General features: G+C 54.5%; 14 protein-coding genes and 10 pseudogenes. 16 read left to right on the top strand and 8 right to left on the bottom strand.

Features of this window, described 5'->3' with window-relative positions; all coding sequences use genetic code 11:
- Nucleotides 1–10 precede the first annotated feature (10 nt).
- Nucleotides 11–832: pseudogene (locus ACFQEY_RS06900) on the bottom strand (IS5 family transposase).
- 179 nt (nucleotides 833–1,011) lie between these two features.
- On the opposite strand from ACFQEY_RS06900, the gene ACFQEY_RS06905 reads away from it, so the two are divergent.
- The 8 genes and pseudogenes from ACFQEY_RS06905 (at nucleotide 1,012) to ACFQEY_RS06940 (ending at nucleotide 10,853) form a co-directional block, all read left to right on the top strand.
- Nucleotides 1,012–2,994 carry a CocE/NonD family hydrolase gene (locus tag ACFQEY_RS06905; RefSeq protein ID WP_379766284.1) on the top strand — a complete coding sequence of 661 codons (1,983 nt, stop codon included), beginning with the start codon at nucleotides 1,012–1,014 and terminating at the stop codon, nucleotides 2,992–2,994.
- Nucleotides 2,995–3,287: 293 nt separating this feature from the next.
- Complete coding sequence (locus tag ACFQEY_RS06910) at nucleotides 3,288–3,713, top strand: DUF3830 family protein (protein WP_379766287.1); 426 nt, start codon at nucleotides 3,288–3,290, stop codon at nucleotides 3,711–3,713.
- Between the two features lie 31 nt (nucleotides 3,714–3,744).
- Nucleotides 3,745–5,127: a dihydroorotase gene (locus ACFQEY_RS06915; RefSeq protein WP_379766638.1), complete on the top strand. Its 1,383-nt coding sequence runs from the start codon at nucleotides 3,745–3,747 to the stop codon at nucleotides 5,125–5,127.
- A 60-nt stretch (nucleotides 5,128–5,187) separates the two neighbouring features.
- The gene (locus tag ACFQEY_RS06920; RefSeq protein WP_379766290.1) at nucleotides 5,188–6,093 is read left to right on the top strand and encodes a dihydrodipicolinate synthase family protein; all 906 of its coding nucleotides are present in this window, start codon (nucleotides 5,188–5,190) and stop codon (nucleotides 6,091–6,093) included.
- A gap of 181 nt (nucleotides 6,094–6,274) precedes the next feature.
- A pseudogene (locus tag ACFQEY_RS06925) lies at nucleotides 6,275–7,058 on the top strand (transposase).
- Between the two features lie 204 nt (nucleotides 7,059–7,262).
- Nucleotides 7,263–8,075, top strand: coding sequence for an IclR family transcriptional regulator (locus tag ACFQEY_RS06930; RefSeq protein WP_379766293.1), 813 nt, complete (start codon nucleotides 7,263–7,265; stop codon nucleotides 8,073–8,075).
- A gap of 573 nt (nucleotides 8,076–8,648) precedes the next feature.
- Nucleotides 8,649–9,902 (top strand): NAD(P)/FAD-dependent oxidoreductase, encoded by a 1,254-nt coding sequence (locus tag ACFQEY_RS06935; protein ID WP_379766295.1) that lies wholly within the window; start codon nucleotides 8,649–8,651, stop codon nucleotides 9,900–9,902.
- Nucleotides 9,903–9,908: 6 nt separating this feature from the next.
- Nucleotides 9,909–10,853 carry an acetamidase/formamidase family protein gene (locus tag ACFQEY_RS06940; RefSeq protein ID WP_379766298.1) on the top strand — a complete coding sequence of 315 codons (945 nt, stop codon included), beginning with the start codon at nucleotides 9,909–9,911 and terminating at the stop codon, nucleotides 10,851–10,853.
- Nucleotides 10,854–10,870: 17 nt separating this feature from the next.
- Here the strand turns inward: ACFQEY_RS06940 and ACFQEY_RS06945 are convergent.
- Together ACFQEY_RS06945 and ACFQEY_RS06950 are read right to left on the bottom strand one after the other, a co-directional pair.
- A pseudogene (locus tag ACFQEY_RS06945) lies at nucleotides 10,871–11,371 on the bottom strand (IS6 family transposase); the annotation flags it as partial.
- Between the two features lie 311 nt (nucleotides 11,372–11,682).
- Nucleotides 11,683–12,537 carry a polysaccharide deacetylase family protein gene (locus ACFQEY_RS06950; protein WP_379766304.1) on the bottom strand — a complete coding sequence of 285 codons (855 nt, stop codon included), beginning with the start codon at nucleotides 12,535–12,537 and terminating at the stop codon, nucleotides 11,683–11,685.
- Between the two features lie 414 nt (nucleotides 12,538–12,951).
- Between ACFQEY_RS06950 and ACFQEY_RS06955 the strand changes: the two are divergent.
- Nucleotides 12,952–13,731, top strand: a pseudogene (locus ACFQEY_RS06955) (MFS transporter); the annotation flags it as partial.
- A gap of 63 nt (nucleotides 13,732–13,794) precedes the next feature.
- Here ACFQEY_RS06955 and ACFQEY_RS06960 read toward each other — a convergent pair.
- From ACFQEY_RS06960 to ACFQEY_RS06975, 4 genes and pseudogenes are all read right to left on the bottom strand, one after another.
- A pseudogene (locus ACFQEY_RS06960) lies at nucleotides 13,795–14,082 on the bottom strand (transposase); the annotation flags it as partial.
- A complete protein-coding gene (locus tag ACFQEY_RS06965; RefSeq protein WP_379766641.1) occupies nucleotides 14,048–14,434 on the bottom strand; it encodes a winged helix-turn-helix domain-containing protein in 387 nt (128 codons plus the stop codon). The pseudogene ACFQEY_RS06960 and the gene ACFQEY_RS06965, both read right to left, overlap by 35 nt.
- A gap of 421 nt (nucleotides 14,435–14,855) precedes the next feature.
- Nucleotides 14,856–16,160 carry an MFS transporter gene (locus ACFQEY_RS06970; RefSeq protein WP_379766307.1) on the bottom strand — a complete coding sequence of 435 codons (1,305 nt, stop codon included), beginning with the start codon at nucleotides 16,158–16,160 and terminating at the stop codon, nucleotides 14,856–14,858.
- Nucleotides 16,161–16,469: 309 nt separating this feature from the next.
- Nucleotides 16,470–17,293 (bottom strand): annotated as a pseudogene (locus ACFQEY_RS06975) (transposase).
- Nucleotides 17,294–17,635: 342 nt separating this feature from the next.
- On the opposite strand from ACFQEY_RS06975, the gene ACFQEY_RS06980 reads away from it, so the two are divergent.
- From ACFQEY_RS06980 to ACFQEY_RS07000, 5 genes and pseudogenes are all read left to right on the top strand, one after another.
- Nucleotides 17,636–18,586 carry a calcium/sodium antiporter gene (locus tag ACFQEY_RS06980; RefSeq protein WP_379766310.1) on the top strand — a complete coding sequence of 317 codons (951 nt, stop codon included), beginning with the start codon at nucleotides 17,636–17,638 and terminating at the stop codon, nucleotides 18,584–18,586.
- Between the two features lie 169 nt (nucleotides 18,587–18,755).
- Nucleotides 18,756–19,382: pseudogene (locus ACFQEY_RS06985) on the top strand (IS6 family transposase).
- 17 nt (nucleotides 19,383–19,399) lie between these two features.
- Nucleotides 19,400–19,937: pseudogene (locus tag ACFQEY_RS06990) on the top strand (hypothetical protein); the annotation flags it as partial.
- Nucleotides 19,922–21,480, top strand: a pseudogene (locus ACFQEY_RS06995) (type B DNA-directed DNA polymerase); the annotation flags it as partial. The pseudogenes ACFQEY_RS06990 and ACFQEY_RS06995, both read left to right, overlap by 16 nt.
- 989 nt (nucleotides 21,481–22,469) lie before the next feature.
- Nucleotides 22,470–23,747, top strand: coding sequence for a Cdc6/Cdc18 family protein (locus ACFQEY_RS07000; protein ID WP_379766313.1), 1,278 nt, complete (start codon nucleotides 22,470–22,472; stop codon nucleotides 23,745–23,747).
- A gap of 363 nt (nucleotides 23,748–24,110) precedes the next feature.
- Here ACFQEY_RS07000 and ACFQEY_RS07005 read toward each other — a convergent pair whose 3' ends face one another.
- Nucleotides 24,111–24,434 carry a DUF6788 family protein gene (locus tag ACFQEY_RS07005; RefSeq protein ID WP_379766316.1) on the bottom strand — a complete coding sequence of 108 codons (324 nt, stop codon included), beginning with the start codon at nucleotides 24,432–24,434 and terminating at the stop codon, nucleotides 24,111–24,113.
- Between the two features lie 138 nt (nucleotides 24,435–24,572).
- Here ACFQEY_RS07005 and ACFQEY_RS07010 point away from each other — a divergent pair, with 138 nt between their 5' ends.
- Together ACFQEY_RS07010 and ACFQEY_RS07015 are read left to right on the top strand one after the other, a co-directional pair.
- Entirely contained in the window at nucleotides 24,573–25,499 is a 927-nt protein-coding gene (locus tag ACFQEY_RS07010; protein ID WP_379766319.1) for a MarR family transcriptional regulator, read from the top strand.
- Nucleotides 25,496–26,298, top strand: a pseudogene (locus ACFQEY_RS07015) (DUF6036 family nucleotidyltransferase). The gene ACFQEY_RS07010 and the pseudogene ACFQEY_RS07015 overlap by 4 nt, the downstream one beginning before the upstream one ends.
- Nucleotides 26,299–26,434 lie beyond the last annotated feature (136 nt).

Consider the following 26,434-nt stretch of genomic DNA (forward strand, 5'->3'; position numbering starts at 1 on the left):
GCGGCGGATTTCACAGATATCGGACGCTCCGACGAAGGTTGTAGACGGTGGCTTTCAGCAGCATCTCGCGGAGCTCTAGCTACCAACTTCGCGCATGCACGACGGAGCCGAGCGTGCGCTTGATCGACGAGAAGACGATTTTAGACATTGAACGCTGATGGTACCGATCACCGTCCATGCGGGCGTTGTGGGCGTGATCGAGTGGATTCATGATCCGATGTTTAATCAGCGGTCTGATGCCGTTTTTGCGGAGTTCGTCGCGGAAGGCCTTCGCGTCGTAGCCGCGATCAGCAGTGAGGCTCCGCAGGTCGCCAGCGTTGCGCCGGGCGACCTGCGGGCCGATCTTCGCATCGTGTTTCTTGGAGGTCGTCGAGTGGATGTCGGTGATGTACAGCGTCTCGACATCCACGAGTGCAGTGACTTTCAGCGCTCGAACGCGGTAGTTCGTGCGGTTAGCGTAGTGGCGGCTGGGCTGATCACGGTCAAAGCCAGTCGAATCGATAGCAGCGTGGCCGGTGCGTTTCTCGGCTGATGCGCCGAGAAACGCGCGCCACGTCTTGGTCGGAATCCGCTCAAACCACGTGCGAAGCACCGTGTAGTGTGGAAGTCTGGTGAGTCCGATCTCCTCAAGGACGCCGGGCATTTCTGAGAGCAAATCTACCGCGACGCGGTAGGATTTGCCCAGCTCGATGCGGAGTGCATGCACGGTGAGCATCGCCCATTCAGCGAACCCGCCACCCCCTTCGGGGTCGGCGGGTTCGTCCGGATTAGCGACAACTGACTTAGCCTTAGCCACCGTAACACGCGTGAAGAGACGGATTTCGGATCTCACACCAATCTGTCTCTTCGCTTTCTACCCAGATAACGGAGTCGTCGGCTTCACGTCTAGCGAAACTACAGAGCCAAAAATTTGTTTTGCAAGGGAAGCCACCGCTCAACAGCCGATTTGAGTTTCGAGGAAGCTATTTGGGCGAACATAGTTTTATCAACACTACTCGTCGATAGTCATCTATGGCGTCAAAGCCAGAACTTCGGCACTCAGAATTGAAAGTCCACAACAACCTTCGGATACCGGTTGGACAAGAAACAGTCTCTGCCACCAGATACGAACCGGTAGGTTACGGTGATGAGCTTCCCGCACTCTTATTGTATTATCCGTATCGCAAGGACGATTATCTAACCTACGGGGCATATGCGCCGACGATAGAGTTCCTTGCGATGAATGGATATAATGTTATCACGGCCGATCTAGTTGGAACTGGGGCGTCTAGTGGTAGAAAAGAACGGCCATTCGACTCAAGCACGGAAGGACGGGAAGGGAAAGCCATCGTTGAGTGGTTAGCGGACCAGGAGTGGACCACTGGCCGGATCGGAATGTTTGGAAAGTCATATCCGGGGATGACATGTCTCAGTACGGCCGCAGCGCGACCAGACGGTCTCGAGGCAATCGCACCGATGTACACCTCTACGGGAGGATTCAATGAAAGGCACGGTGGGCTCCTCGATGCGTGGGGGCGGGGTGGCCATTGGAATCCGCAGATGCAGGCACTGCAAGCACTTCCGTCGAGTAACCGCGATGACGACGGGCGGTGGGAAGAGGTCTGGAAGGAGCACCTCCAAGAACGACTTGAGGGGACTCCTTGGCTTTTCCAAGCGTTGGATCACGAATACGAAGATGAGTATTGGAAGGGGACGGGGATCGACGTCAGTCGTATCGAAGTTCCTACTTTTGCAGTGAGTGGATGGCGCGATATCGCGCCAAGGGACACATTGGATTACGTATCGAAGATTGATGCACCAAAACGAGCAATTCTGGGACCGTGGCGTCACACGCTCCCTCATCGCGGGCGGGAAACAGCGATTGAGTTTCGTCCACAACTCTTAGAGTGGTTCGACTACTTCCTGAAGAACGAAGAGAACGACGCCCTGTCCCATCCAACTATCACCTTCTGGACGGAGCGGGACGGGGGGGGGAAGATTGATCGTGGAGTTTGGCGAGCGACCGAAACGTGGCCAAAGGCTACGGACGACAACGTTGACGCGCTGACATTCGCGGTGACTCCTTCGGGACTCCAACATACGGATGAGTTCACCTCTGGCAGTGTAGAAATCGAGTACGAACATGACCACACTGTGGGAATGTACTCTCAGGACGAGTTCGCAGTTCCTGCTGACACAAACGGAGACGACGTCCGGTCCCTCTGTTTCGAGACTGACTCACTTGACGACGCAGTGGAACTCACGGGGAACGGTACTGTCGATCTTCGATTGATGTCTTCGATTCCGGATCCACTGGTCTCTGTCCGTATCGTCGATGTTTCACCGAATGGCGATGCGATGCTCATCACGCATCGCCGCCTCCGCGCCAGTCATCGATTCGGACACGACTCTCGCCAGGAAGTGACACCGGGTGAGGAATTCGACATCCAGCTTTATCTTAAGCCGAAGTCTCACGTGTTCGAAGAAGGTCACAAGATTCGACTTGCAATCAGCGGAGCACACTTCCCAGTCGCACTCCCCACCCGAAAACAGGGTACTTTCCGGCTCCATTCCGATCCGAAACGCCCCTCCCTTCTTACCCTTCCGGGACGAGTTCATGAGAGCAAAGTAGCGTTCGACGAAACGCTCGACATGGGTCAACCCGATACGTCTGTTCTACCAGTCGATTCGCAGTACGTCACTCCCGAACGGAGTATGTGGGAAACCACGCGGGAACACATTAACGACACAGCGTCGGTCCACACGTATTCGGGGAAGAAAGTAGAACTCCCGCACGCCGAGTCGATGACCTTCAACCAGGACATCCGGGCAAGCGTGGAAGCGAACGACCCATCCTCGATGTTCGTCTATTCGGAGACTGAGATGACTATCAGCCACAGAAATCAGCGCGCCCATGCTTGGGTGACGTGCCGAACATCTCGAGATAGTACACAGATCTCAACTACGGTAACCTTGGACGAACAAACTGTCTTTGAGGAGACCTGGACACGATAACCGGACCTCTGTTGAGAACAGCTTCATCACCGAAGGTTCCTCAACCGTGAGTGGAATACGTGTGGGCAAGACCGGTTCCACAATCGCATTCCATTGGGACAGTTCAATTATACTTGTGAAGAAGATGAAGCCACTCAAATTTTACCACTCTCCGCAGGGAATGTTTGAGGTATATTCCTAACGGCCTTCTCTGTCAACCGCTTATCCCTGCGCAATTCTAGCTGCCTAGCGGATACCGCCGGCTTCCGCAGACACCACAGATATTTATACGCAATGATGAATGAGTTAGTTGGATGTCGCTACTCGAAATTGACGTTGACGGAAAGACATATACCGGTGAACTGTTCGACAGTCGCACACCCGCATCGATTGATGCGATGCGCGAATTTCTCCCGCTCGAATCCGAGTTGAAGCACGTGCGGTGGAGCGGACATGCGATCTGGGTCAATATTGATAATATCGACCTTCCGGACGTCCCTCGAGAGAATCACACGGTCTATCCCTCTCGAGGTGATGTCCTCTTTTACCCGGGCTATCGAAACGAACAGGAGATATTGATCTCCTGTGGTCCTACCTGCTTCAAGAGCCCTGCCGGGGAATTAGCGGGAAATCACGTTGCAACGATTAGCGCGTCCCCGGCCGAACTGCGATCATTGGAGGATGCCACGTTAAACAACGGAAAGTACGACGTCACGATCCGGATTCGGGAAGACGCGTAAGTATTTAGAACGGCAAAACGTAAAAGAGGATATACGAATGGACACCATCATTAGAAACGGAAAAGTTGTAACGGCTTCCGGTATGTTCGAGGTAGATGTCGGGATCGAGGACGGAAAGATTTCGAGACTCTCGACAACCATCGACGACGTTCAGGCCGAAAACGTGATTGACGCCTCAGGCAAGTTGGTGATGCCAGGGGTCGTCGATCCGCATGTTCACATCGACGATATGTACTCGATCGATACGTACGAAACCGCAACGAGGGCAGCTGCGTTAGGAGGGACGACGACACTGATAGACTTCGCGTGGCAAGCCTGGCGTGGCGAAACGAGCCACTGGGAGGAAGAGTCGACTCTCCTTGCGGGGATCGAGAGGAAACGAGAGAAAGCCAAGAACTCTTATATCGATTATGGGCTCCATGGAGGCATCACACGAACAGATTTAGACGTTCTCGACGAGTTAGTGGAGGCCGTCGAGAAAGGGATAACCTCATTCAAAATGTTCACCGCCTACGAAGTGGGCCTCCCGAACGGATTTATCAACCGTGTCTTTCAGAAAATTGCGGAGCTAGATGCTGTCGCTGCACTCCACACGGAGGATGGTTCTGTGTGTGACGCGCTCACCGAACAGTTTCGTGAGCAGGATCGAGGCGAGGCTTCCTGGTATCCAAAATCGAGGCCAGCGTATGCCGAAGCAATGGCTGCCGAGGACGCAGTCAGGATGGCCACGGAGGCAGGATGTAAGTACTATGGTGTCCACACTTCCTCTGAGGACGCGGGTGAAGTACTTGCAGAATTCCGCAAGCGGTTCCCCTCTCTAGTTCGCTTTGAGACATGTACGCACTACACGACGCACGATGATTCCCTATATCAAACCCTCGGGAATCTTCCCATGATGGCACCTCCTCTTCGGTCCCGAGCGGACATCGAATCACTCTTTGATTATCTAGAACGAGGAGTAATGGACGTTGTATCAACTGATCACTGTGCCTTCAAACGAGCGGAAAAGAAAGGTGGGGAATGGTGGGAGAGTAGTTTTGGAACCAATAGCCTCCAAACGAGTTTTCACATCTTCCACGACATCGCGATCAATCAACGAGGATTCTCGTACCCATTCCTCGTACGGAAGTTCGCTACGAATCCGGCCCATCTCTTCGGCCTCCCGGAGAAAGGAACGCTTGATCCGGGGACAGATGCAGATATCGTTATATTCGATCCAAATGTCGAGCATATCATCGACTCCAGTGAGAACGAATCACGAGCCAATTACTCGCTTTATGATGGTCGAGAGGTTACGGGGCGTGTCGAGACAACGTTCGTGCGGGGAGAGCGCGTTGTAGACGATTTCTCCCTCGTTGGGAATCCAGGTCACGGTGAGTTTGTGGAGCGTTCGATTCCAGATTGGCACCCCTGATTCCGAACAGAACACCTCCGATACATAATTAATATATGGCGTGGTTTTGTATAGGCATCTATGAGTTCCATTAAGGGTGTTATCCCTGCGAGCCTCGTTCCGTTCAACTCTGATCAGTCCATCAACGAATCAGGATATCAAGACCACATTTCACACCTAGCTTCCCACGCTGAAATCAATGGAATCCTAAGCAACGGACATGCTGGCGAAAGTTATGCGCTCTCGTCGGCCGAACGGGCTCGAATCGTCGAACTAGCCATTGATGCAGCACCAGATACCTCGATTTATTCGGGCGTTGTCGGCGCGACTACGAGAGAGGTGATCGAAGACGCTCAAAATTTAGAGAAGGCAGGCGTTGATGCAGTAATGGTGGATGCACCATATACACCGATTAACAAACGCCCACAAGCTGCAATTCAATTCTACGAAAAAGTCACTGAATCTGTTGATGTCCCCGTCGTCCTGTTCCAAGTTGCAGCTAGCTCTGGACGGGATTATCCACCAGAATTGCTCGCGGACCTGGCTGAAATCGAGGGAATTGTCGCGATCAAGGAGGGCGTCTGGGATGTCGACCGGACTCAAGAAGACGTTCTCGCACTCAGAGAACGAGAAATTGAGATTGATTATCTGATGGGAAACGACGAACAATTATTGCCGTGTTATGCATTTGGTGTCGATGGAACGGTGGTCGAGTTGGCCGCTACCATCCCCAAGAAAATTATCGCCCTCTATAACGCTGTGAAAGAGGGAGAGATGCACAAAGCGCAGGCTATCCACCGACAACTAGCTCCATTTCTCGAGGCAGTCTATCAGGACCCGAAACACGACTCGAGCATCCGTCTGAAAGTCGCTCTCGAACTTACCGACCGTCTTCCGACAGCGATTCCTCGCGAACCTGCACTTCCAATTCCTGAAGAGGAGCGCGAGGAAATTCGGGTTGCTATGCGGCGTTCAGACCTTCTGTAAGATTGGCCAGCAAGAATAGAGCCCACAGTTAAATTTCGTGCTTGTCAATTGGGTCGCGTTAAGTTAAGCAGGAACGCAAGACAGCAGGGATATTCCTCGACTTGGCACTGGTGAATCGCAGTAAGGCGGCGGAATAGGTCGTCAAATCAAAGGAAGTGAAGCGGGAAATCGGCGATGATCTATATCGAAGATCTCCCGCTTTACGAGCAAAGCGGTGTCGTTAGCTAAAAATGCTGTTGGTGGCCGAGGCGAAGCCGCCGCCCCCGAAGAGGGTGGGGCTTCGCCGATTACGCCGTCGTTTCGCTCCACTGTCTCCGGATTTACCTAGAGAAATCCTACCGCGTGGCGCTTGATCTGCTGAGTGAGATGCCACAAATATTGGCCGAGATCGGCCTTGATCCGGGCGATCTCCCGCATCACTCGACACTGTAAAGGCGTTTGATAGGTTAGAGATGAAGATCTGGCGAGTGCTGCTGCGCCTCTCTGCGCAGCTGCACGACACCGCCGATCACGCTGCGATGGACGCGACGTTCTTCGACCACGAAACCGCCAGCAAGCACTACTGCCGCCGGACGAACTACCGCGTTCAAACGCTGAAAACGACCGCGCTCGTCGATACAATACTACAAGCGATCCTCGACGTTCACTGTACGACCGAGAAACGTCACGACATGCAGATCGGCTGGCAAAGGCTACGATTAGATGCGATTACGCGATAAATTACGCGAAGAAGACGTGAGACCGCTGATCAAGCACCGCGAGTTCCGACCTAATTCATCGATTGCGCGCACAACGCGTGCATCGATGGATCTCTATACGGCCAAAGAGCACAGTCTGAGACCGTCTTCTCGACGATTAAGCGCACGCTCGGGCACGCACCGCGTGGCCGAGCGTGGTACCACGAATTTCGTGAGATTGTTTTGATGTGTACGACCTACAACATCAAGCGAGCCGTGAAACAGTGAAATCAAACGCCATCTGGCGATTCACCAGAGCCCTCTGAATTAAATCCCAGGCTCATACCGACCGTATGCCTCATCGTTATGTATCGGACGTCTATGATGTCGGCTATATCGGACATAGTATTCGTCACGGTTCCAATCCATTCCTCCAGGGAGTGGTCTTCTCTCCGGAGATTTCAACGGATACAGGAGTATGATCCTTCTCGTATGTCCGTATTCCATCCGGTAATACCGAAAATACTATGTGAAATGGGAGCTAGGAACATACAAGGAACTAAAATGAAATCGATAAAACGAGCCTTCAAAATATTAGACACAGTGCGAATAATGGAAGGGACTGGGGCCTCAAATTTATCACAAGAACTTGATATTCCTCGAAGCACTGCCCACGATTATCTAAAGGTTTTGAACGAATTGGGATTACTGATTAACAATGACGGGCGATATGAAGTATCGCTCAAATTTCTCGATTACGGAGGGGACGTCAGGAAGGATATGGACATTTACCCCTGTGGATGGCCAGAAGTCCAAAATTTGGCCCTTGAGACTGGTGAACATGCTAATTTAATGATTGAAGAATTCGGCAAAGGCCGATACATATATATTGCAGAAGGAAAGGATTCTGCGAAGTTAGACACGTACACTGGCATGGAAGTTGAACTTCATACGACTGCTCTCGGTAAAGCCATTCTCGCTCATTTACCCAAGAAGGATGCCGAGGCGATCATTGATTCACAGGAGTTGCCCTCAATAACTTCCAACACCATCACAGACCGTGACGATCTTTTTAAGGAGTTGCGCACTATCCGACAACGAGGCTATGCGACCGACCAAGAAGAACGGGCCATCGGCGTTCAGTGCATCGCATCCCCAATCCAAGGACAGAATGGTGAAATCTTTGGAAGTATCGGCGTTTCAGGTCCTGCAAGTCGGTTCAGTGGTGAACAGTTTGAGGACGAACTGTCGAGTGCTGTTCAGCGGTCAGCGAACCTAATTGAATTAAACATTGCTAACATGTGATTCCTTCTTGGAACAAGTATTAATGTGGCTTGGTGGTCTCCGGCTTCTCTAGGCATTAGCTGTGATAAGGATATGAATAGAGGAGAGGGCGAGGGGCGTCTTCACACAAAATTACAAACATACGATTGTAACGTCTATTCCTCTGTTTGGCACGGTGCTCTTTGAAGTTGTATCGTTTTCCATCCGATATAGCCGGACAGTTGTGATAATACTCCAACTGTGTTCTCAATGAATTTCTTGATTGTCGGGTAGAAACTAGCTCATGAGTCTGACCTCAGAAAGCAATAACCCAGCCTTGTTTAGACGCGGTGTGGATCGGACGAACCGGACGCTATCCGAAAAATGAAATCGAACAGAGAGGCTCTCACAGACTAATCCTGTTCAGCCGATACTGACACCAGCCCACGTTATCGGGGGCGTCTAAACAAGGCCCAATAACCCCGTTCAATTGGTATTTTGCAGATAGTAGGTGCCACGCTAAAAACGAGGATTGGGTGAGACGGAAATATTCGAATTGTCGAGGGACAGCAAGAGAGAAATATTTATCATGTTGCCCACTAATCTGTATATAAGATGGTTGAATATGATATTGCAATAGTTGGTGGAGGAATTTTTGGTTGTTCCATTGCAAGACATTTGTCAATTAAGTCTGATGCAGAAATCTGTCTTCTTGAAAAAGAATATCATCTAGCCCAGCATCAAAGCGGCAGAAATTCCGGAACACTTCATTTGGGGGTTGTCACTGAAGCAGACGTTGAACCAGGCTCCCAGTTAGCGAAGTTTACTATCGAAGGAACGAGACGATTGAAATCGTACTGTCTGAAACATGATCTCCCATTACATGACAGAGGGATAATGAAAGTGGGAGATTGCGAAGAAGAGCAGGAGAAAGTCCGAGAAATGTACCATTCTGCATTAGAGTCTGGTGTTGAAGTTGATTTATTGGAAAGTAGGGAGGAAATTCGAAACTTAGAACCCAACATATCTGGAAAAAATGCCCTCTTTTCGCCGGAATCTGCCACTGTTGATACGGGCCCAATTACTAACAAATTAGCACAAGAAGCTTATGAAAATGGTGCTAATTTGTATATGGGATGTGAAGTTAAACAAATTAAAAAATCGGGTGATCGTCTTTCTCTGCGCACTAATAAAGACACCATAGAAGCTGATTATCTCATCAATGCCGCCGGTACCAAAGCGTTAGAATTCGCTCAAACGATGGGTATTGGTCAAGAATACCAGGCAGTTCCATTCCGTGGGGCGTATTACGAACTTGTCCCAGAACGTCGTTCCCTCGTAAACTCAAATGTATATCCGACTAACGTGGGGGAAAGTTTTCAAGTTGGGGTACACTTTACTCGCCGACCTGATTCCAGAGTCATTGTTGGGCCGACAGGGATGATAGCTCTAGGGTCAGAAACCTATGGTAAAACCGACTTTAATATTCGTGAAATTTATAATACAATTTCATCTCGGAACTTCCTGAACTTCATTGGTTCAAAAGATACCCTGTTGCTTGCTTGGGACGAACTGAATAAGACTTATCGGAAATCGTCATTCCTCCGTCGATGTCAAAAACTCATCCCAGAAATCAAAAGTGGTGATCTTGAAGAGAGTTATGTTGGAATATCACATTGGTTATTTAATCAAGAAGGGGAGCGTATTGGTGAACCCATTATCGATATCGGCGAAAATGCCACTCACCTAATTATGCCGCAACCAGGTTTCACGGCAGCCTTGACGACAGGAGAGTACATTTCAGAGGGTGTTCTGGATCACTTAAGCAGCGTCAATAGAATTGATAACACGAAAGCTACGACAGATTAAATATCAATGGTGAACGATAACCATAGCCTCCAAGACAACGAAGAGACCATACACAGATACTGGGATAACAACCTTGACCCAGTCCTCACCATCGAATCCGGTGACGTAGTCAATTTTAAATGCCCAGAGCCTACATGGGGAGCCGTCACCCCTGACACTGTTGCTGAGGATCTCTACAACATCTCGACACCCGGGCACGCGCTCCTCGGCCCTGTCGAGATAGCCGATGCCGAACCTGGCGATGTTCTACAAATTGATTTGCTGTCGGTAAACCACGGCGACTGGGGGTTCACCATCGTCAATCCTGGAAAAATGAACGATGGCTTGCTCCCGGAGAGATTCGAAGAGCCGGAGATCTACATTTGGGACCTGTCCGAAGGTGTTGGCGAATTCGTCAACGGGATTGAAGTACCTCTCGACCCCTTCCCCGGCGTCGTGGGCCTCGCTCCCAGCACCGACGGGAGGCACTCGACGTCGCCGCCTCGAAATGTTGGCGGCAATCTGGACGTCAAGCACCTAACTGAGGGCTCAACGGTGTACCTCCCAGTGGAAGTGACAGGGGGCTTGTTCAGCATCGGTGATGGCCACGCGGCCCAAGGCGATGGAGAGGTGTGTATCACCGCTATTGAAACAGCGCTGTCGGTGACCGTAGGGTTCGAACTTCGCTCTGACATGGATATTGATCAACCTCAGTTCGAAACCAACTCACCATTTACACCTACCGGTCGAGACGAATCAATGTACTGTACAACAGGCATCAGCGATGACTTGATGGACGCAGCGAAGCAAGCGGTTTCAGCCATGATAGACCATCTTTGCGGGGAGTATAGTCTTTCAAGTCATGAAGCCTATATCCTCTGTTCAGTCGCGGTAGACCTGAAGGTGAACGAACTCGTGAACGCACCAAACTGGGTCGTCTCCGCCTATCTGCCCAAGAGCATATTGCCGTAGGCCGTCAGCACACATATTCGTTTTCCGTGTTGAATAACTTGAAATCGATAACCATCCTCAGCGAGCACTGGACCGAGATAGTCTGCGTCATTGACGAGAAATTCGATGTTATTGAGCTGATAGCGCTGATGTAGCTCGATCAGAAACCAGCGCATCGTTTGTTTCGTTGCGGTCGGATAAAGGCTCACGTGAAGGATCTCGTTCGTATACGGATCGACCGCGACGTACAGCCAGAATTGCTGACCGTGGAGGCGGATCATCTTTTCGTCAACCGCGAGTTGATCCTCGGAGACGGTTGAGATCGGCTGTAGCTCAGCTTTATGAACCCAGTAGTGGATAGCAACGTAACTCCGATTGATCCCGTATTTGTCAAGAAATTTACTTACCTCACGTAGTGATACACCAACCAAGTGACAGCGAATTCCTACTTCAATCGCCCAGCGCGGTGTTCGATCTCGCTCCACAAACGACAAGTCGATCCACGCGATACCATCGTTGAGGCGGTCAAAATCTGTCATAGATACTCAGAACTCGTCCGTCTCATCCTCTAACTTATCGCGACCGGCCGACGATGACTGAATGATAAGTTGGTTTGCTTATTGACTGCTTGAATATTTGTCAGATTCCGACAACACCCTCAGGATCGTGCTGGATTCACCGCGGGTATCGATCAACCGTCGAAAGAGGTACTATTGTTATTGTTACGACTCCTACTTCTTCAAGAAGTCCACTGGCCCCTCGTTCGGAGTACTGACGAAGATTACTTACTCAAACAAACTGGTATCAACGTTATGGGTGGTCGCGAGAACAGTAACCGGAGACTCATCGTTCAGTCCGTCCTCTGGGGGTTCGAATTGCGGAACTCGGTCGCGACCTCATCCATCGTCTTGAACGTCGCTCCCGGCATCGAGTGAACGTGCTCAAGAAACGTTTCGAGTCGCATCAGGCGATGTGACTGGCCAATAACTTGCGGATGTAGTGTCAGCACGAACAAGCCATCCTCTAAGTGCTCGTACATCCAGTCGAACTGGTCGTACCACTTCTGGAAGATGGCGTCTTCTGGAACGTATCCCATTCGATGCGGTCGTGACCACGTATAAGTGAAGGGAGGGAAATCATCGCGTTCCCAAGACGCTGGCAGTTCGACTATGTCCGTCGGTTCCCCACGCTGAAATGGCCCGTCCTCGGGAGCCGCCCATCCTCCATAGAGGTAGTGAGGTTGAAAGTCCGCTGCCATGACACTGGAGTCCCATTCGAAACTCAGCTCCTGAAGGATGTCGAGCGTATGTTCAGAGAAATCCCATGCTGGTGATGCGTAGCCGGACGGTTTTTCGCCAGTGAGGTCACGAATCGACTCAATACCTCGTTCGATGTCCCGTTTTTCTGCTCCCTTGCTCTCGTACGTCGACGGTCCCTTATGAGTCCAACCGTGGTGTTGCACGCCATGGCCATGGGCATGAACCTCCTCACATATCTCTGGGAAGCTCTCAATCGTGTGACCAGGGATGCACCACGTCGATGGAACGTCGTACTGATCGAGGAGGTCTAGCAATCGGGGAGCCCCGACGTCTGCACCGTACACCCCACGAGAGTGTCTCGTTGGCATGTCCCACGAATCGTATGCCCAGAGCCAGGTCGATACTGCGTCGAAGTGGATCGAGAGACACACAGTGGCTTCTGACATAATGCGTCACTATGGAGCCTGTCCAAAAAATAATTTTGAGTCGATTTCTACGGCCTTAGAACCGGTTATAGCGTTTATTAGCCGGATTTATTGGCAAGAATAACATTTTTTGGACAGGCTCTATGACACCGATAATAATAGCATTTTCCAAAGGTAGTGTGATGAATATTCCTCTGTATACATCATACGATTCCTAACAGAAGCTTCACAGACTTATTTGAGTCGTGTGCTCGACTTCAAGTGCCTCTGAGCGAGTCACATCCGTAGGTGAGCAATGCGAGCGCGCAGGACCGTCGTGGTTCAGAACAGTTCGGACCGTTACACTGCCTTGAATCAACCGTCGAGTTCGATACTGGTATCACATCAGTTTTGCCTCGACCATCCAACAGGCCGAAACAAAGTTGCCAGAGAGACGTGACGCGACGAAACAGCCCACCGTCCTGTTCCCCGAACGATGAGAAAGCAGGTAGGTGTCGATTCCCAAGTTGTATCGCTCGCACTCGCCCGGATGTCCGAGTCCGTCGGCAACTCCTTCTCATCGTCGTCATCCCACTGTTTATCACGAGCGACTTCGTCATGGGCAACACCTTCGGGCTGACGGAAGTGTTCATCACCGGTTTCGTCCTCTCGATCTTCGGGTTTGTCAACAGTCCGATTCAACCGTTCACCGGACAGTTATCGGATCGAACTGGGCGGCGCAAGGTATTCGTCCTTATCGGGCTCACACTCATCGCCGCGGCGAGCTTCTCATACTCTCTGGCCATGTCTTACTGGCATCTTGTCGGCTTACGAGTCCTACAGGGCGTGGTCGGCTCGTTCATCATCCCCACAACGATCGCACTCGTCAACGACCTCATCTACGAGGGGAATCGCGGCGGCAACATGGGAACGTACAACACGTTCCGGCTCGTCGAGTCCGGCGTCGGCCCCATCGCCGCCGGGAGCGCGGTGTCAGCCGGTCCGTACTCGTTCCTGGTCGGGACTACCACACTCTTGGTCACCGGCTTCGACGCCGCCTTCTATTTCGCCGCTTCGACCGCCACGGCCTTTCTCTTGGTCTTGGAACTCATCCACGACCCTGACCTCGAACTCAATCAATCCGAGGCGTCGGCGACTGACGGGATCGCGGTCATCGACAGGACCGGCACGCACCTGCTCGACCCCGTATTCGCGCTCGGGATCGTCTCCTTTTTCATGGCCGTCGGCAGCGGCCTGCTTCTTGAGATCCTTTGCGATAAAATACAGTGCGTTGTCCAAGACGATCACGAGCTTCTTGCCAAAACGATGGCAGAGTGCTCGCAGGAAGTGCTTGCAGACCCTGGCGGTGAACAAGTCGGGCGTGAGCGCGACGAAGTGCTCGCCAGTGTCAGTAACTGCACCGAGCATATTGATCGCCGCTCGTCCGCCCGAGACCGGCAGTCTCGGGCGGGAGTTCACCGGAAACCACGCCGGTTTTTGATTCGTCGAAACCTCCTCCGTATGCTGATCAATAACCGCAATCGTGTAGCCGTCAGCCTTCAGCACCGACCACTTTTTTGAACTCATCACGCCAGCGTTGTTTCTCGGCTGGATCGACTTTGTAGTGTGACGGTCGGGCTGTCTGTCGTGACAGCCCGGCCTTCTCAAGGAGCCGGTGCATGTGCGCGTGAGAGTACTCGCTGCCGTAGGTGTCGAAGATGTGTGACCGGAGGAGTTCAGGCGACCACGCGGGAGTACCGTAGCCGGCCTCTGACGGCGACGCGTGCAGCGTCGCTGTCAGTTCCATCCACTGGTCAGCGGACAGCCGAGATGGTCGTCCAGATTTGGGTGCGTCGCCGAGCGCGACAGGACCGCGCTCGGCGACTGCCTCCAACCAATTGTATCCGGTTTGGGCTGGAACACCGAGCAGGTCTTCGATTTCATAGGCAGAGAAGCCCGCATCGTAGAGGAGTGCAACGGTGAGTTACTTGGTTGCTTTCGCATCAGTTTCTCTCCGCAGTTGCGCCAGCAACTGCTCCGGATCGACACCATCCAACATTGTACCCTCACGAGTCATCCTCCTACTACACGCTCAGGAAGCATCAATACCACTGCTAATCCCTATAAATTGGTTGCTGTCATGGAGATATCAGCTATTACGAATGAATCGGCTCGCGTATTTATCGCTCTTAATCCACTAATTCCTCAAGGGGCAGAGCGAACTTGAATACTTTCGCGAATGGGCTACCGGTAGGCGAGGCAGCAACAGTTGAACTGGGATTGGCACCGACGATATTGACTGCGAACCATCGTGCGTCGATCTCGACGCATTCTAATCCCCTCAAACTTGTAAAATTATGTCACCGGCCGCGCCCGAGCCAGATGCCGACCGAACACGCGACCAGTGCGAAACACGCGAGTACGACGAATAGGACCGGCGCATTTGCGTACTGGAGGATGACCCCCGCGACGGTGCCGCCGAGCGCGCCGACGCCGAACACGCCGAGGTAGGTGAAGCCGTACGAGAGCCCCCGCGTTCTCGCAGGTGTGTACTCCGCAACGGTCGCCTGGTAGAACGGCTGGACGACGAATAGCGCCGCGCCGAGGACGAACCCGAGCGCAAGCAATGGGAGGACGCCCGCGTTGGCCGCAGGGAGGAACAACACAGCGAGCACCGTAAGCAGTCCGAAGCCGCCGGCGATGCCGTGTTCGACCGGGATGCGGTCGGTGAGCTTTCCGCCGACGAACTGGCCGAGCACGCCGACCATCAACAGCCCCGAGTAGAAGTAGTCGCCCGGACGAACCCGTCTGGCGGCGATGCTCTCGATGCCGAGTGTCTCTAGAAGATCGGTCGGAACCACCGAGGAGACGGGAATCGGCTCGAACGTCGGGAGACCCTGAAGCAGGTCGGGCATGAACGTGAGAATGCCACGGTAGTAGAGCCCCGAACACATCACGACGAGGAACACGAGCGCGAACGAACCGGTGAACAGTCTCGCGGTCTCGCTGCGAAACCCCGCGAGCGAGTCGACACCCGAGGACGCCTTCGAGTTGCCTCCGTCCGTCACCGTCTCCACCGCGGCCGTCTCGTCGAAACTCGCGGTCGTCGCGTACGCCGCCGCGAGCAGCGCAGGCACCGCGAGCATCATCGCGACGGCGCGCCAGTCGAAGAACAGCAGCATGACGGCCGTCAGGAGTGGACCGAGACCGATGCCGAGGTTTCCCGCGATGCCGTGGTAGGCGAATCCGGAGCCGCGTTCCTCAACGCCCTTTGAGATGAGCGCGAGGCCGGCGGGATGGTAGATCGACGCCGAGACACCCCAGACGACCATCGCGAGCGTGATGGCGACGAGTCCCGGTGCCGTGCCGAGCAGGAGGAACGACCCGGCCATGCCGGCGAGACAGATGATGATGAGCCGACGTGAGCCGACGCGGTCCACGAGTATCCCCCCAGGGAGCGCGCCGAGACCGAACAGGCCATAGCCGATGGTGACGAGGACGCCGAGGGTTGCCGAGGTGACGGCGAGTTCCACGGGACCGAGGCTGATGACGTCGAACGCGTCGAGCCAGATCGGAATGAAGATGGGGATGGAGAGTTCGTAGGTGTGGACCATCCCGTGGGCCAGCATGACAAGTGCGACGATTGAACGATCGTTTCGATTCACTAGTTCGGACTGCGGGAGTGTTCCTCCTGTAAGTGTCGGCTTCGGCAAGTACTTTCATAACCACTAACTCTAACGCAGTATTATGCAGGATTTATTTCGTGTTATTGTGATGATTACAGATACATAATAAAGGTGGCGAGCGTCCGATCTTTCCCATGTGCTGGCCAGTCGCCTCCGTCTCGAGGTGTCAGTCGACAATGTTGTCGACAGTACCCACAGATGGTGAGACAGGGTGGTGCATTTCATGATTACTCGACGTGACGCAGGGTGCTGGTCAGTTTGTTGTGTTGAATAGATGCTGAGTCACGGTTACAGCGGTTCACACAACGGTACTATGTTGGTGATGGCGTACATCAGAACGATTTTACGGAACTGTCGATACCAGCCGAGCGCTCGCACTGCGTCGCCGAGCGAGTGCTTCGTTGTTGAGTACGATGTTTCGGCCATTCAGCGCTGAGAGTAGCCGTTTGCTCGGTTGAGGGTGCTGTTCGTGGCTACTTTCGCTGATGAGCAGAGGTAGTGAACAAGATACTCAACGTCATGTGCGGCGGTTTCGTACTCGGTATGCCAGTCTTGGAAGCCGTTGTTGGAGGCGACGGACTGCAGGTCGTCCGGCGAAACGCGGACGACCTGCGGCCCAGTCTTCGTATCATGCTTCCACCGAGCTGTGATGTGAACGTCAAGAACAGCAAGCGACTCCACATCAGATAATGTGGTCACTTTCAGCGTCTGTATCGTCCGTCCTGCCCGCTGGCGGAAGTATGAGGACGCACGTCGCCGATCGAAGAACGTACTGTTGTAAGCGGCGTGGCCAGACTGCGGGTGCTGCTGCGCGGAAACGCACAGCAGCGCCCGCCACACCCATATTTTCAGCCGATCAAACGACTCGTAGATCGTCGTGTGATCGGGGAGATCGTCCCGATCTAAGTCAAGAGCGTCACGAACTTCAGCCATGTACTTCAGTCGATTCGGTGTTTCACGGTAGCGGTGGCCTTCTTCCACCCGAAAGCAGTGGAGGACGACGTGGGGGCAGCGAGCAAACCCGCCGCTGGCGGGCTCGCCCACATGCTTCCCCAACCTTGTTTAGCTAGCTCACGACACTGTTCAATGAAGTCGAGGATGTTGATTTCCATGACAAGATCGATCTCCTCGGATTCACCCTTCTAAACCGGTGATATCGGCAGATAAGATCCTATTCAACAGAGCACCTAAAACTGGCTCGAAGTCGTCGCGGTCAACCACAATTCACGCCAAACGTAAAGCGACCCTTGGTACACGGCGATTACAACAGATTATATCTAATTAAGCAATCCATGTGAACTCTTCTATGACACCCTCTGTACTATTCAAAAGCTGTCCCAGTTAATGATGCAGGCGTGGGTTAGTCTTTTGAAAATGTTAGCCGGATTATTTGGCGTTCGCTGTTCCTGGCTCAGATCGCGACGATTATTAAACATCGCTCAAAACGGAGAGCCGTGCTAATCGGGTCGCTGCTTTCGGAACTCCTGTTGCTCGCCGGGGGTGCGGCCCTCCTGTACGTCGGCGCCGAGCTGCTCGTCCAGGGCGCCAGCGACCTCGCGCTCGCTATTGGGCTGAAGGCGTCGACGGTCGGCGTCACCGTCGTGGCGTTCGCGACGACCGCGCCTGAACTCTTCGTCTCGCTACTCGGCGCGATCACGGTGTCGACCGACACTGGACTCGGTACCATCCTCGGATCGAACGTCGCTAACATCGGGCTCGTCCTCGGCGTCTCCGCGCTGATCCGCCCGCTCGACATTTCCGACACGGTGCTCCGGCGGCACGTTCCGTTTATGGTGCTGGCCGCGGTGCTGCTCGTCGGACTGGGCTGGGACGGACGGATCGGGACAGTCGACGGGGTGGTCCTCCTCGCCACACTGGTCGCGTTCACCGTCGCGATCCTGCGCAAGATCCACGAGACCCAATCTGAGATCACGACCGCCGAGCGGGACAAGATGCCGGATGCCAGTCCGCGCGACGTCGCCGCGGTCGTCGGCGGACTCGTCGCGCTCGTGCTCGGATCGCGCTGGCTCATAGACGGCGGACAGTCGCTGCTGGCCGCCGCCGGCTTCTCCGACATCTTCATCGGACTCACCGTGCTGGCGCTGGGCACGTCTCTGCCGGAGTTAGCGGCCAGCGTCGTCGCCGCCGTCCGCGACCAGGCGAGCTTCAGCATCGGCAACGTGGTCGGCTCGAACATCTACAACGTCCTCGCCGTCATCGGAATCGTCGCCGTCGTCACCCCGATCTCGGTCGCGTCCGGCGTGCGGGCGTTCGAGTTCCCCGTCCTGCTCGTGTTCACCGGGGTGCTCGTCGCGATGATGGTCCGCGGCGAGCGGATCTCCCGGCTCGATGGAAGCGCGCTGGTGGTCGGCTACGTCTTGTTCGTCTACCTGCTTCTCCCCTAATGCCAGCGCTAGCTTTGAGGTACATAAGAGGGTGTCATATAATTCGTCACACACTATAGTCGATATTTTTACTATTATAGAGCGTTACTGACTTAGAACTTCGTGCACTTGGTGGGGCGGTGTTCAGATAAGGATTGAAAGGTGAGGCGGTACGTTTTCAAAGTGATCTATGCCCGAAAACGACCGCCTCAGCGGCTGTTTAGACGAGATCAACTTAATGTTTATGGAGCGAGAAGCAACACCGCCGCTGTTGATGAATCTCAGTATCAGTATTCAGCTTCATTTGGCTGGATTATCTCTTTCGAATACTGTTTCATTTATTGAGGTGTTCGGTGTTGATCGGGTTCGATCTACCGTTCATAATTGGGTTCATAAGGCTGATCTACAGCCGGAATCTGGTCGGAGTTCGAATCACGTTGCGATTGATGAGACCGTGATTCAGCTTGACGACGAACAATATTGATTGTACGCCGCCGTCGATCCTGATTCAAACGATTTGCTACATACAAAGCTTGAAATGACAAGAATGAACGTGATCGAAAATTAATTTTTTGCGGAACTCCGTGAAAAACACGATGTAGATGACGCGATTTTTCTCGTTGATGGCGCGGTCCCACATCACCGAGCCTGTGAAAAACATGGCCTCGATTTTATATATGAACGACATGGAAACCGGAACAGCGTCGAACGTGTCTTTCGTGAGGTAAAACGCAGAATTACCTGTTTCTCAAACTGTTTCAGCACCGCCCAAGCAGAAACTGCTGACGAGTGGTTGAGATCGTTCGCTTTCGCATAGAATCAGCTTATTTGAACACTACCATCCACGTGGCATGCGGATTTATCGCCTACCAGCACTACGGCGCCGTCTGTGATCTCCCGACGGCTGTGAACAAGGCAATCCAGACGTCCACCGCCAACGCCCGGGCGGCCAGTCGATGGGCGCTAGGTCGTGACGAGGACACGTTGCCCCATACCCCCGCCCTCATCGTCGCGCAGGCCGTCGACGCCCAGTACCGCGCCGACGATACCCTCGGCGAAACCCACGCGAAAAAACCTCCAAGCCCGCACCCTCGCCCGGTTAGCGACCTACGCCGAGGGGTACGACATCCCGGTGCTCGTTACGCGAAACGAACGAAACGAATTCACCGATCCATTCGCGACGGTCGCCGACCACCACCTGGAGTGCGAGCAAACCCGGATGGGCCCACGGGTCGTCAGCGATGACTTCGAGACGCTCGTCTATCCCGCCGACAACGACGCGTACTACCAGACGACGTTCGCGTACTGACGGCAGTTGCTCGCGGCACGCGCCACGCAGGTCGGCGTGGAGTCGATGACGCCGGCGCAGTCGGCTTCTCGTTGAGTCGGTGGCCGAACGTCGACTACCAGCAGCTCGCGAGTCGGTCGACGTACTTAAGCTACGGCCGCGTCGGTCACTCCCCAGCGCGGTACAACGTGCCCGGGCGGGCGATCATCGACGAGTCAAACACGTTCTTCTACGGGGAGACGAACCTCGACGGCGTCCTCGACCTCGTGTCGCGATCGCAAAAGCCCGTACAGGAGCTCGCGTGGGCATCGATCGGGAACGTCCTCACGGCGATCCAGATCTGTGAGGCCCACGACCGCGGCGTCCTCGTCCCATGGAACTCCTGGCGCCACGAGTTCTACAAGCCGATGGGGACGCTCCACGACGTCGATCGCGGCGGCTTCATCTTCGCACCCGAGGTCGGCCTCCACGAGAACGTCCACGAACTCGACTTCTCCTCGTTGTATCGAACATCATCTGTACCCGGAACGTCTCGCCGGACGTCATCCGGTGTGACTGCCACAGCGACCGCGACGACGTCCCCGGCCCCGGATACACGATCTGCGACGACCAAGGCTACCTCGTCGACGTGCTGCAGCCGCTCATCGACGCTCGCGACGAGATCAAGGCGGCCATCCGTCGCGAGAATGAACGGGACGACCCCGACGAGGACCGCCTGGTTGTACTCGAGGGACGGTCGGGTGCGCTAAAGTGGATCCTCGTCGCCTGCTTCGGCTATCAGGGGTTCAACAATGCGAAGTTCGGGCGCATTGAGTGTCACGAGGCGATCAACGCGTTCGCTCGCGAGATTCTGCTGACGGCAAAACAGCGGCTGGAAGCCGGCGGCTGGCGCGTCGTCCACGGCATCGTCGACTCCATCTGGGTGACCCCGGACCCCGTTGTCGACGACGATGACCGCGAGGACCTCGAGACGCTCGCGACGGCGATCACCGAGCGCGTCGAGATTGGGCTCGAACACGAGGCTCACTACGACTGGGTGGCGTTCGTCCCGCAGTGCGAGAGCGATGCCGGCGCGCTGACGAAGTATTTCGGGAAGGTCGCCGGCGACGACGACTTCAAGATACGCGGTATTGAAGCTCGCCAGCGTTCAACCCCACCGTTCATCGAGGACGTCCAGCGGGACTGTCTCCAACAGCTCGACGCGACTCGATCTCCGGACGCCGTACTCAACTCTCTACAAGATGCCATCAAGCACCTACACGCTGGAACGGTGCCGGTCGAGCAGCTCGTTGAACGGAATCGCGTCTCCAAGCCGCTGGAGGGATACACGCAGAACACACTGAACGTGGCGGCACTAAAGCGGGCTCGGGAGCAGGATCTCGCTGTCCACCCGGGACAGGACATCGAGTACGTGGTCGTAGACAACGAGAAGACCTCGCGAGAGCGGGTCGCGTTGCCCCACGAAGAGATAGAGTCGTACGATGCGTCGTACTACGAGACGCAACTCGTCAGAGTTGTCGAGAGTGTGCTGTCACCGCTTGGCTGGGATCGGACGGAGATTCGTCGAGAACTCGCGGAGACGGGGGAAACGAACTTGGCCGCCTTCACCGAGATTGAGAGAAATTAACCAACATCATCAGGGTTTCAGGAGATCTGTTGGTTAATGATGAGCGGAGATACGGACTGGAAGCCGGAGAAAATACCTCGCCCACACACCCCTCGTCCAGAGTGAAAACCAATCAGGAGAGTGGGGTGAGGTCCACGGGAAACGGAGGTTCTCGTGAGGAGAGACCAACGAGAATTACGAAAAGACAGCCTGAGACGAGAAAATATGTGAGGAATAGATCAGCGAACACGAGCAGTGGTTCGAAACCAGCCGGACGAATGTCGCCTTCGTCCTTCTTTCTATGCTGAATGTACTTAGGAAGTGGTAAGGAGCAGGTAGTAATAAAACTTCTAGATAATACTATGTTGATTGGCATGTTTAGCGGATCTTCGGTTGTGTGACGACTGCTGTTAGAGGTACACTCATCCCACATTTTGTGATTTCGTACTTTCCGGCCGACTGGTCGTGTGTTTTCCGGCCGTTCAACCGGGGGAATCTCGCAGCGTTTCACTCTGGACGAGGGGTGTGGGGGTTCGGTTCCGTCGTCAGCGTATTGTGAAATGTTGAAGGAACAATCGTCATTTTGACCATTCGACAACCAGCAAGGCGTCATCAAAGCCGGTATCGGGGTCGATATCTCCCGATCTCCCTCGTCAACCGGAATCAGGACACCCTGGAGATCTGGCCTGCGTCTTCACTCTTGACTGAGGGTGCCGACGAACGCTCGTCATTCACTCGATGTTCACACTCGACCCCAGTTCGTCACACCGGCGTTTCACTCTTGACTAGGGGTGTGACAAACCCGCTTAAGTCCGGCGTTTCACTCTGGATTAGGGGTACCATCTGTGTCGGTACCGATCTCTCCGAATCCAGTTTCACTCGGGATCGACTCGACTCTTTGTGAGGCTAATACGGCAGCAAAAACATCAAAAGGCGACTATAGCCCGATTTACACTCTGGTCGAGGTAGCCAAATCATTAAGTAGGTCCCTTCCGAGATGTCTGATATTGATGGCTGAGGAACCGTCCCAACTCTCTGACTTCGACGGCCGCTACGAGGATCCCGCCGACGATCCCCTCTTTGACTTTGATGAAGACAACCCCGACCGAGTCAACATTTTTGCTCGCAAGGAGTTGCTGAAGGTGGGTCACGTCCCTGAAAGTGGACGTATCGTCGGCCGAGATGGCGAGATCAAAGCCGTTGCTGCTGAACTCAGGCCGATCGTTCGTGGTGATCCACCCAACAACGTGATTATTTACGGAAAAACGGGTACGGGGAAGTCACTGGTTGCCCGTCACGTCACCGAACGAGCCCGTCGAGCCGCGGAGTCGAACGGTGTGTCCGTCGGCACGGTCTACGTCGACTGCGCGCAGCACAACACACAGACGCGTGTTGCCAGGACGGTAACTCGTTCACTCAACGAAACGGACGAGACTGACTTCGATATTCCACGCGCAGGGATTGGCAGTGGTGAATACTACGACTATCTCTGGGAGATCCTGGATACTGCCTACGAGTCAGTCATCATCATTCTCGACGAGGTGGATCGACTCGATGACGATGATATTCTTATGCAGTTGTCCCGGGCCCGCGAATCGGGGAAAGCTGATTGCCACCTGGGCGTCATCGCAGTCAGCAACAAGATCGAGTATCGCGACCAGCTGAACGAACGCGTCAAGTCCAGTCTTCGCGAAGAAGAGTTCGTCTTTCAACCCTACGACGCGAATCAACTGCGCGAGATTATGAAGCACCGACGGGACGCGTTCCACGATGGCGTTCTCTCGGATGATGTGATCCCGCTAACGGCGGCACTAGCCGCCCAAGAACACGGTGACGCCAGAAAGGCCATCGAAATTCTTCGTCACGCCGGCGAGCTTGCCGAACGAGAAAACGTCGAGACGGTCGTCGAGGAGCACGTTCGCGATGCCCAGGAGTGGGCTGAAATCGATCGGTTCGAGGAGTTGCTACGCGGGTCGACGACCCAGGTCAAATTCATCCTCTATTCTCTCGCGCTGCTCACCGAAGAGAATTCGAACGAGGATGGATTCTCTACCAACCGGATTTATAAACGGTATCAGGTGACGACAGAGAAGGCTGACGCGAAGACTCTCAGCGAGCACCGCGTCTATGAGCTGTTGAAAGAGCAGGCGTTCCTCGGTGTCGTTGAATCAACTCGGACCGGTGGTGGCCGAGGTGAAGGCAGTTATCTTGAACACCGGCTGGTTCAGGATACCGGCATCGTGCTGAAATCTGTCCTCCGGGACAGCCGGCTGGAAGACCTGGCCTAGCTCCCGTTTCGGTCGCTGACCACACCCCTGATCACGAGTGTATCTCTCGATACGTCGGAAACGTGGGGTGGGTGATCCGAGGTCGTCTTCTACTCCCAATAATCGACTTTGGCCGGGTGATGAAACGACGGAAACGTGGGGGGTGTGATCCCCTCAATCGTGGCCGCATTCCATCTACCGGCCTCCAGTTACGACGGAAACGTGGGGTGGGTATTTTCTCTTCGCGTTTTACTTGTCTGGGCTGACCGGACCCATTCACACTGAGGGGTGTGGGGTTGGTTGAACCCACCCACACTCTGCGGGGTGTCCTCTGATACGCTACTAATTGCGCTGAACAAACACCCGGCTACGGTTCACTACCGTCTATTCGTCGGGACTGACGGGACCTTTATATTGGGAACGCACTTTCTCTCCTTCTCGCCACTGCCAGTAGTAGTAGCGGTTGTCGTTAATCTCCTTGATCGTGATCGTCGCTTTGGCAGGAACGTCTTCCGGGAGATCGTCTGGTCGCTCTTCGACCTCTTCTTGATCTACCGACTCCTCGAGACGGGCCTCTCGTTCCTTGTGCTCGGCGAGTGCCTCAGCGTACGTCGCAACGTCTCGGAGCTGCTCCGGGCTCGACTCGTTGAGCGTGTTGACGATCTCCGTCGGGAGGTTCGCCGGTGGGGTCGGGGGTTCGTAGGACATCGGCTACTCTCGTGTTAACCAACACGTCCCACGAATCCATAGTTTTGTTGGTTAAGGCGGTGGAGACGGCTCTCGTGCCTGCTGACTGTAACACTACTCGAAACTTCTTTATATATAAGTTTCTCACTATGTTACACAATGCTCCGGCGCATCGAACTCGAGGTCCTCGCCACGGTCGACCGCGGCGACACGATCTCCGAACTCGCGACAAAGCTCGACCACAGCGAGAGTTACCTCTCCCGTGCCGTCGCCGACCTCGTCGAGAAGGGGCTCGTCTACACGGAACGCGACGGCCGTCGAAAACGCGTCGTCCCGTCGGATGCTCGCGCCGTCGAGCTCTATCAGGACCTCGTCCGCCAGCACTCCCACATCGGCTTCCCCGAGCTGCTGACCGGTAAGGCACTCGAGGTGCTGTACTACCTCGACAAGCCGCGGACCGTCTCCGAGATTGCCGACCGGAGCGACAACTACCGCAATACGGTCAACCGCGTCCTCAACCGATTTCGCGACCGGGGTCTCGTCGGGACGGCCGACGGCCGCTATGACTTCAACGCCGACTTCGACCGCCTCCACGAGTTCGCACGTGAACTCGCACACCATCTGCATCGCCACCGCCTCGAAGCCGTCGCCCCGAAAGGCACGATTCTCTGGGAGGACTACGACGAATTCCTCACCCAGACCGAGACAGAGATCGACGCGGAGGGGTTCCACGAAACCGGCCTCGCTCGGTTCGCGGCCTTCGACCTCCAGTTTCTGCTCACCGGCCATCGCTACTACGTCTACTCCGAGGACCTCGACGTAGTCTCGCCGGCGGAGCTCTGCTGTCACACGCTGCTCATCGACGACGGCAGCCACCACCGCTCGTATTGTCTCCTCCTGCTCAGCCACGTCGACGTCGACGAAGCGGATCTCCGAAAGCAGGCGGCGAAGTATGACCTTGAAGACGAAATCGACGCCTTACTGCGCTACCTCGAGACACACGGCGAGGTCGACGACGACCGGCTCCCGGAGTGGGACGAGTTCCAGGAGCTGGCGGCTGACTACGAGGTGCCACTACCACAATGAGACCAACATTCGGACGCGAATACATCGAGAACGAATTCCAGCGAATTGCGGATGGCCTCTCAGCCCCGCTCACGGTATACCTGATCGGTGGTGGTGCGATGTCGCTGCGCGACCTCAGGGGGCGACGAAAGATATCGACCTTGTCGTCCCGGATGGCGACGCGTATGGCCAGCTGTGGGCCGTCCTGATGGACCTCGGGTATGCGGAGGTCCAATCGCTGGATCCAGATTACCGGGCGCTGGGGGCGACGAGCTGCGTCGAGAACGACGATGGGTGTCGCCTCGATATCTTTAATCAGCAGGTCGCGAACAAGCTCGTGCTCACCGACGGTATGCAAGAGCGCAGCGAGCCGTTCCTCTACCTGGATCGACTGACGGTCCGGCTGGTCAGCAACGAGGATATCTTCCTGTTCAAGGCGATCGCAGGCCGCGATGACGACATCGAGGACATGAATATGCTCGTGCAGGCCGGTCTCGATTACGACGTCGTCCGGGATGAACTCGAAGCCCAGATCGAACGCCTGGGGGACGATCAGTTCGCCAAGTTCGCGAACGAGGCCCTGGTCGAACTCGAGGAGCGATACGGAGTGACCACGCCGATTGAGGGACGCGTCCAGGAGCTCACGAATAGGTACTACCGGGGGCTCGAAGTCCTCCAGGCACTCGAGGAGCCGATGACCGTCGACGAACTGGCCGCCGAACTGGAGCTGGATCTCGACGAGGTTCACGACCGGATCGTGTATCTCCAGAAGTTTGATCGAGTACGTCAAAATGGCAATACAGTCAGACCGGTAGAATAGACAGAAATAACCACCTGAATCTGCTGAAAACTGTGGAAGTGTCTATATGGACCAGTGTTACTTCTTTAAGACTGGTCGTCTACAACCAACTGTTCAACAAGGAAAACGTGTATCAGGGATCCACAATATCACTTGA

The sequence above is a fragment of the Halorubrum trueperi genome (assembly GCF_042662525.1).
Lineage (GTDB): Archaea > Halobacteriota > Halobacteria > Halobacteriales > Haloferacaceae > Halorubrum > Halorubrum trueperi.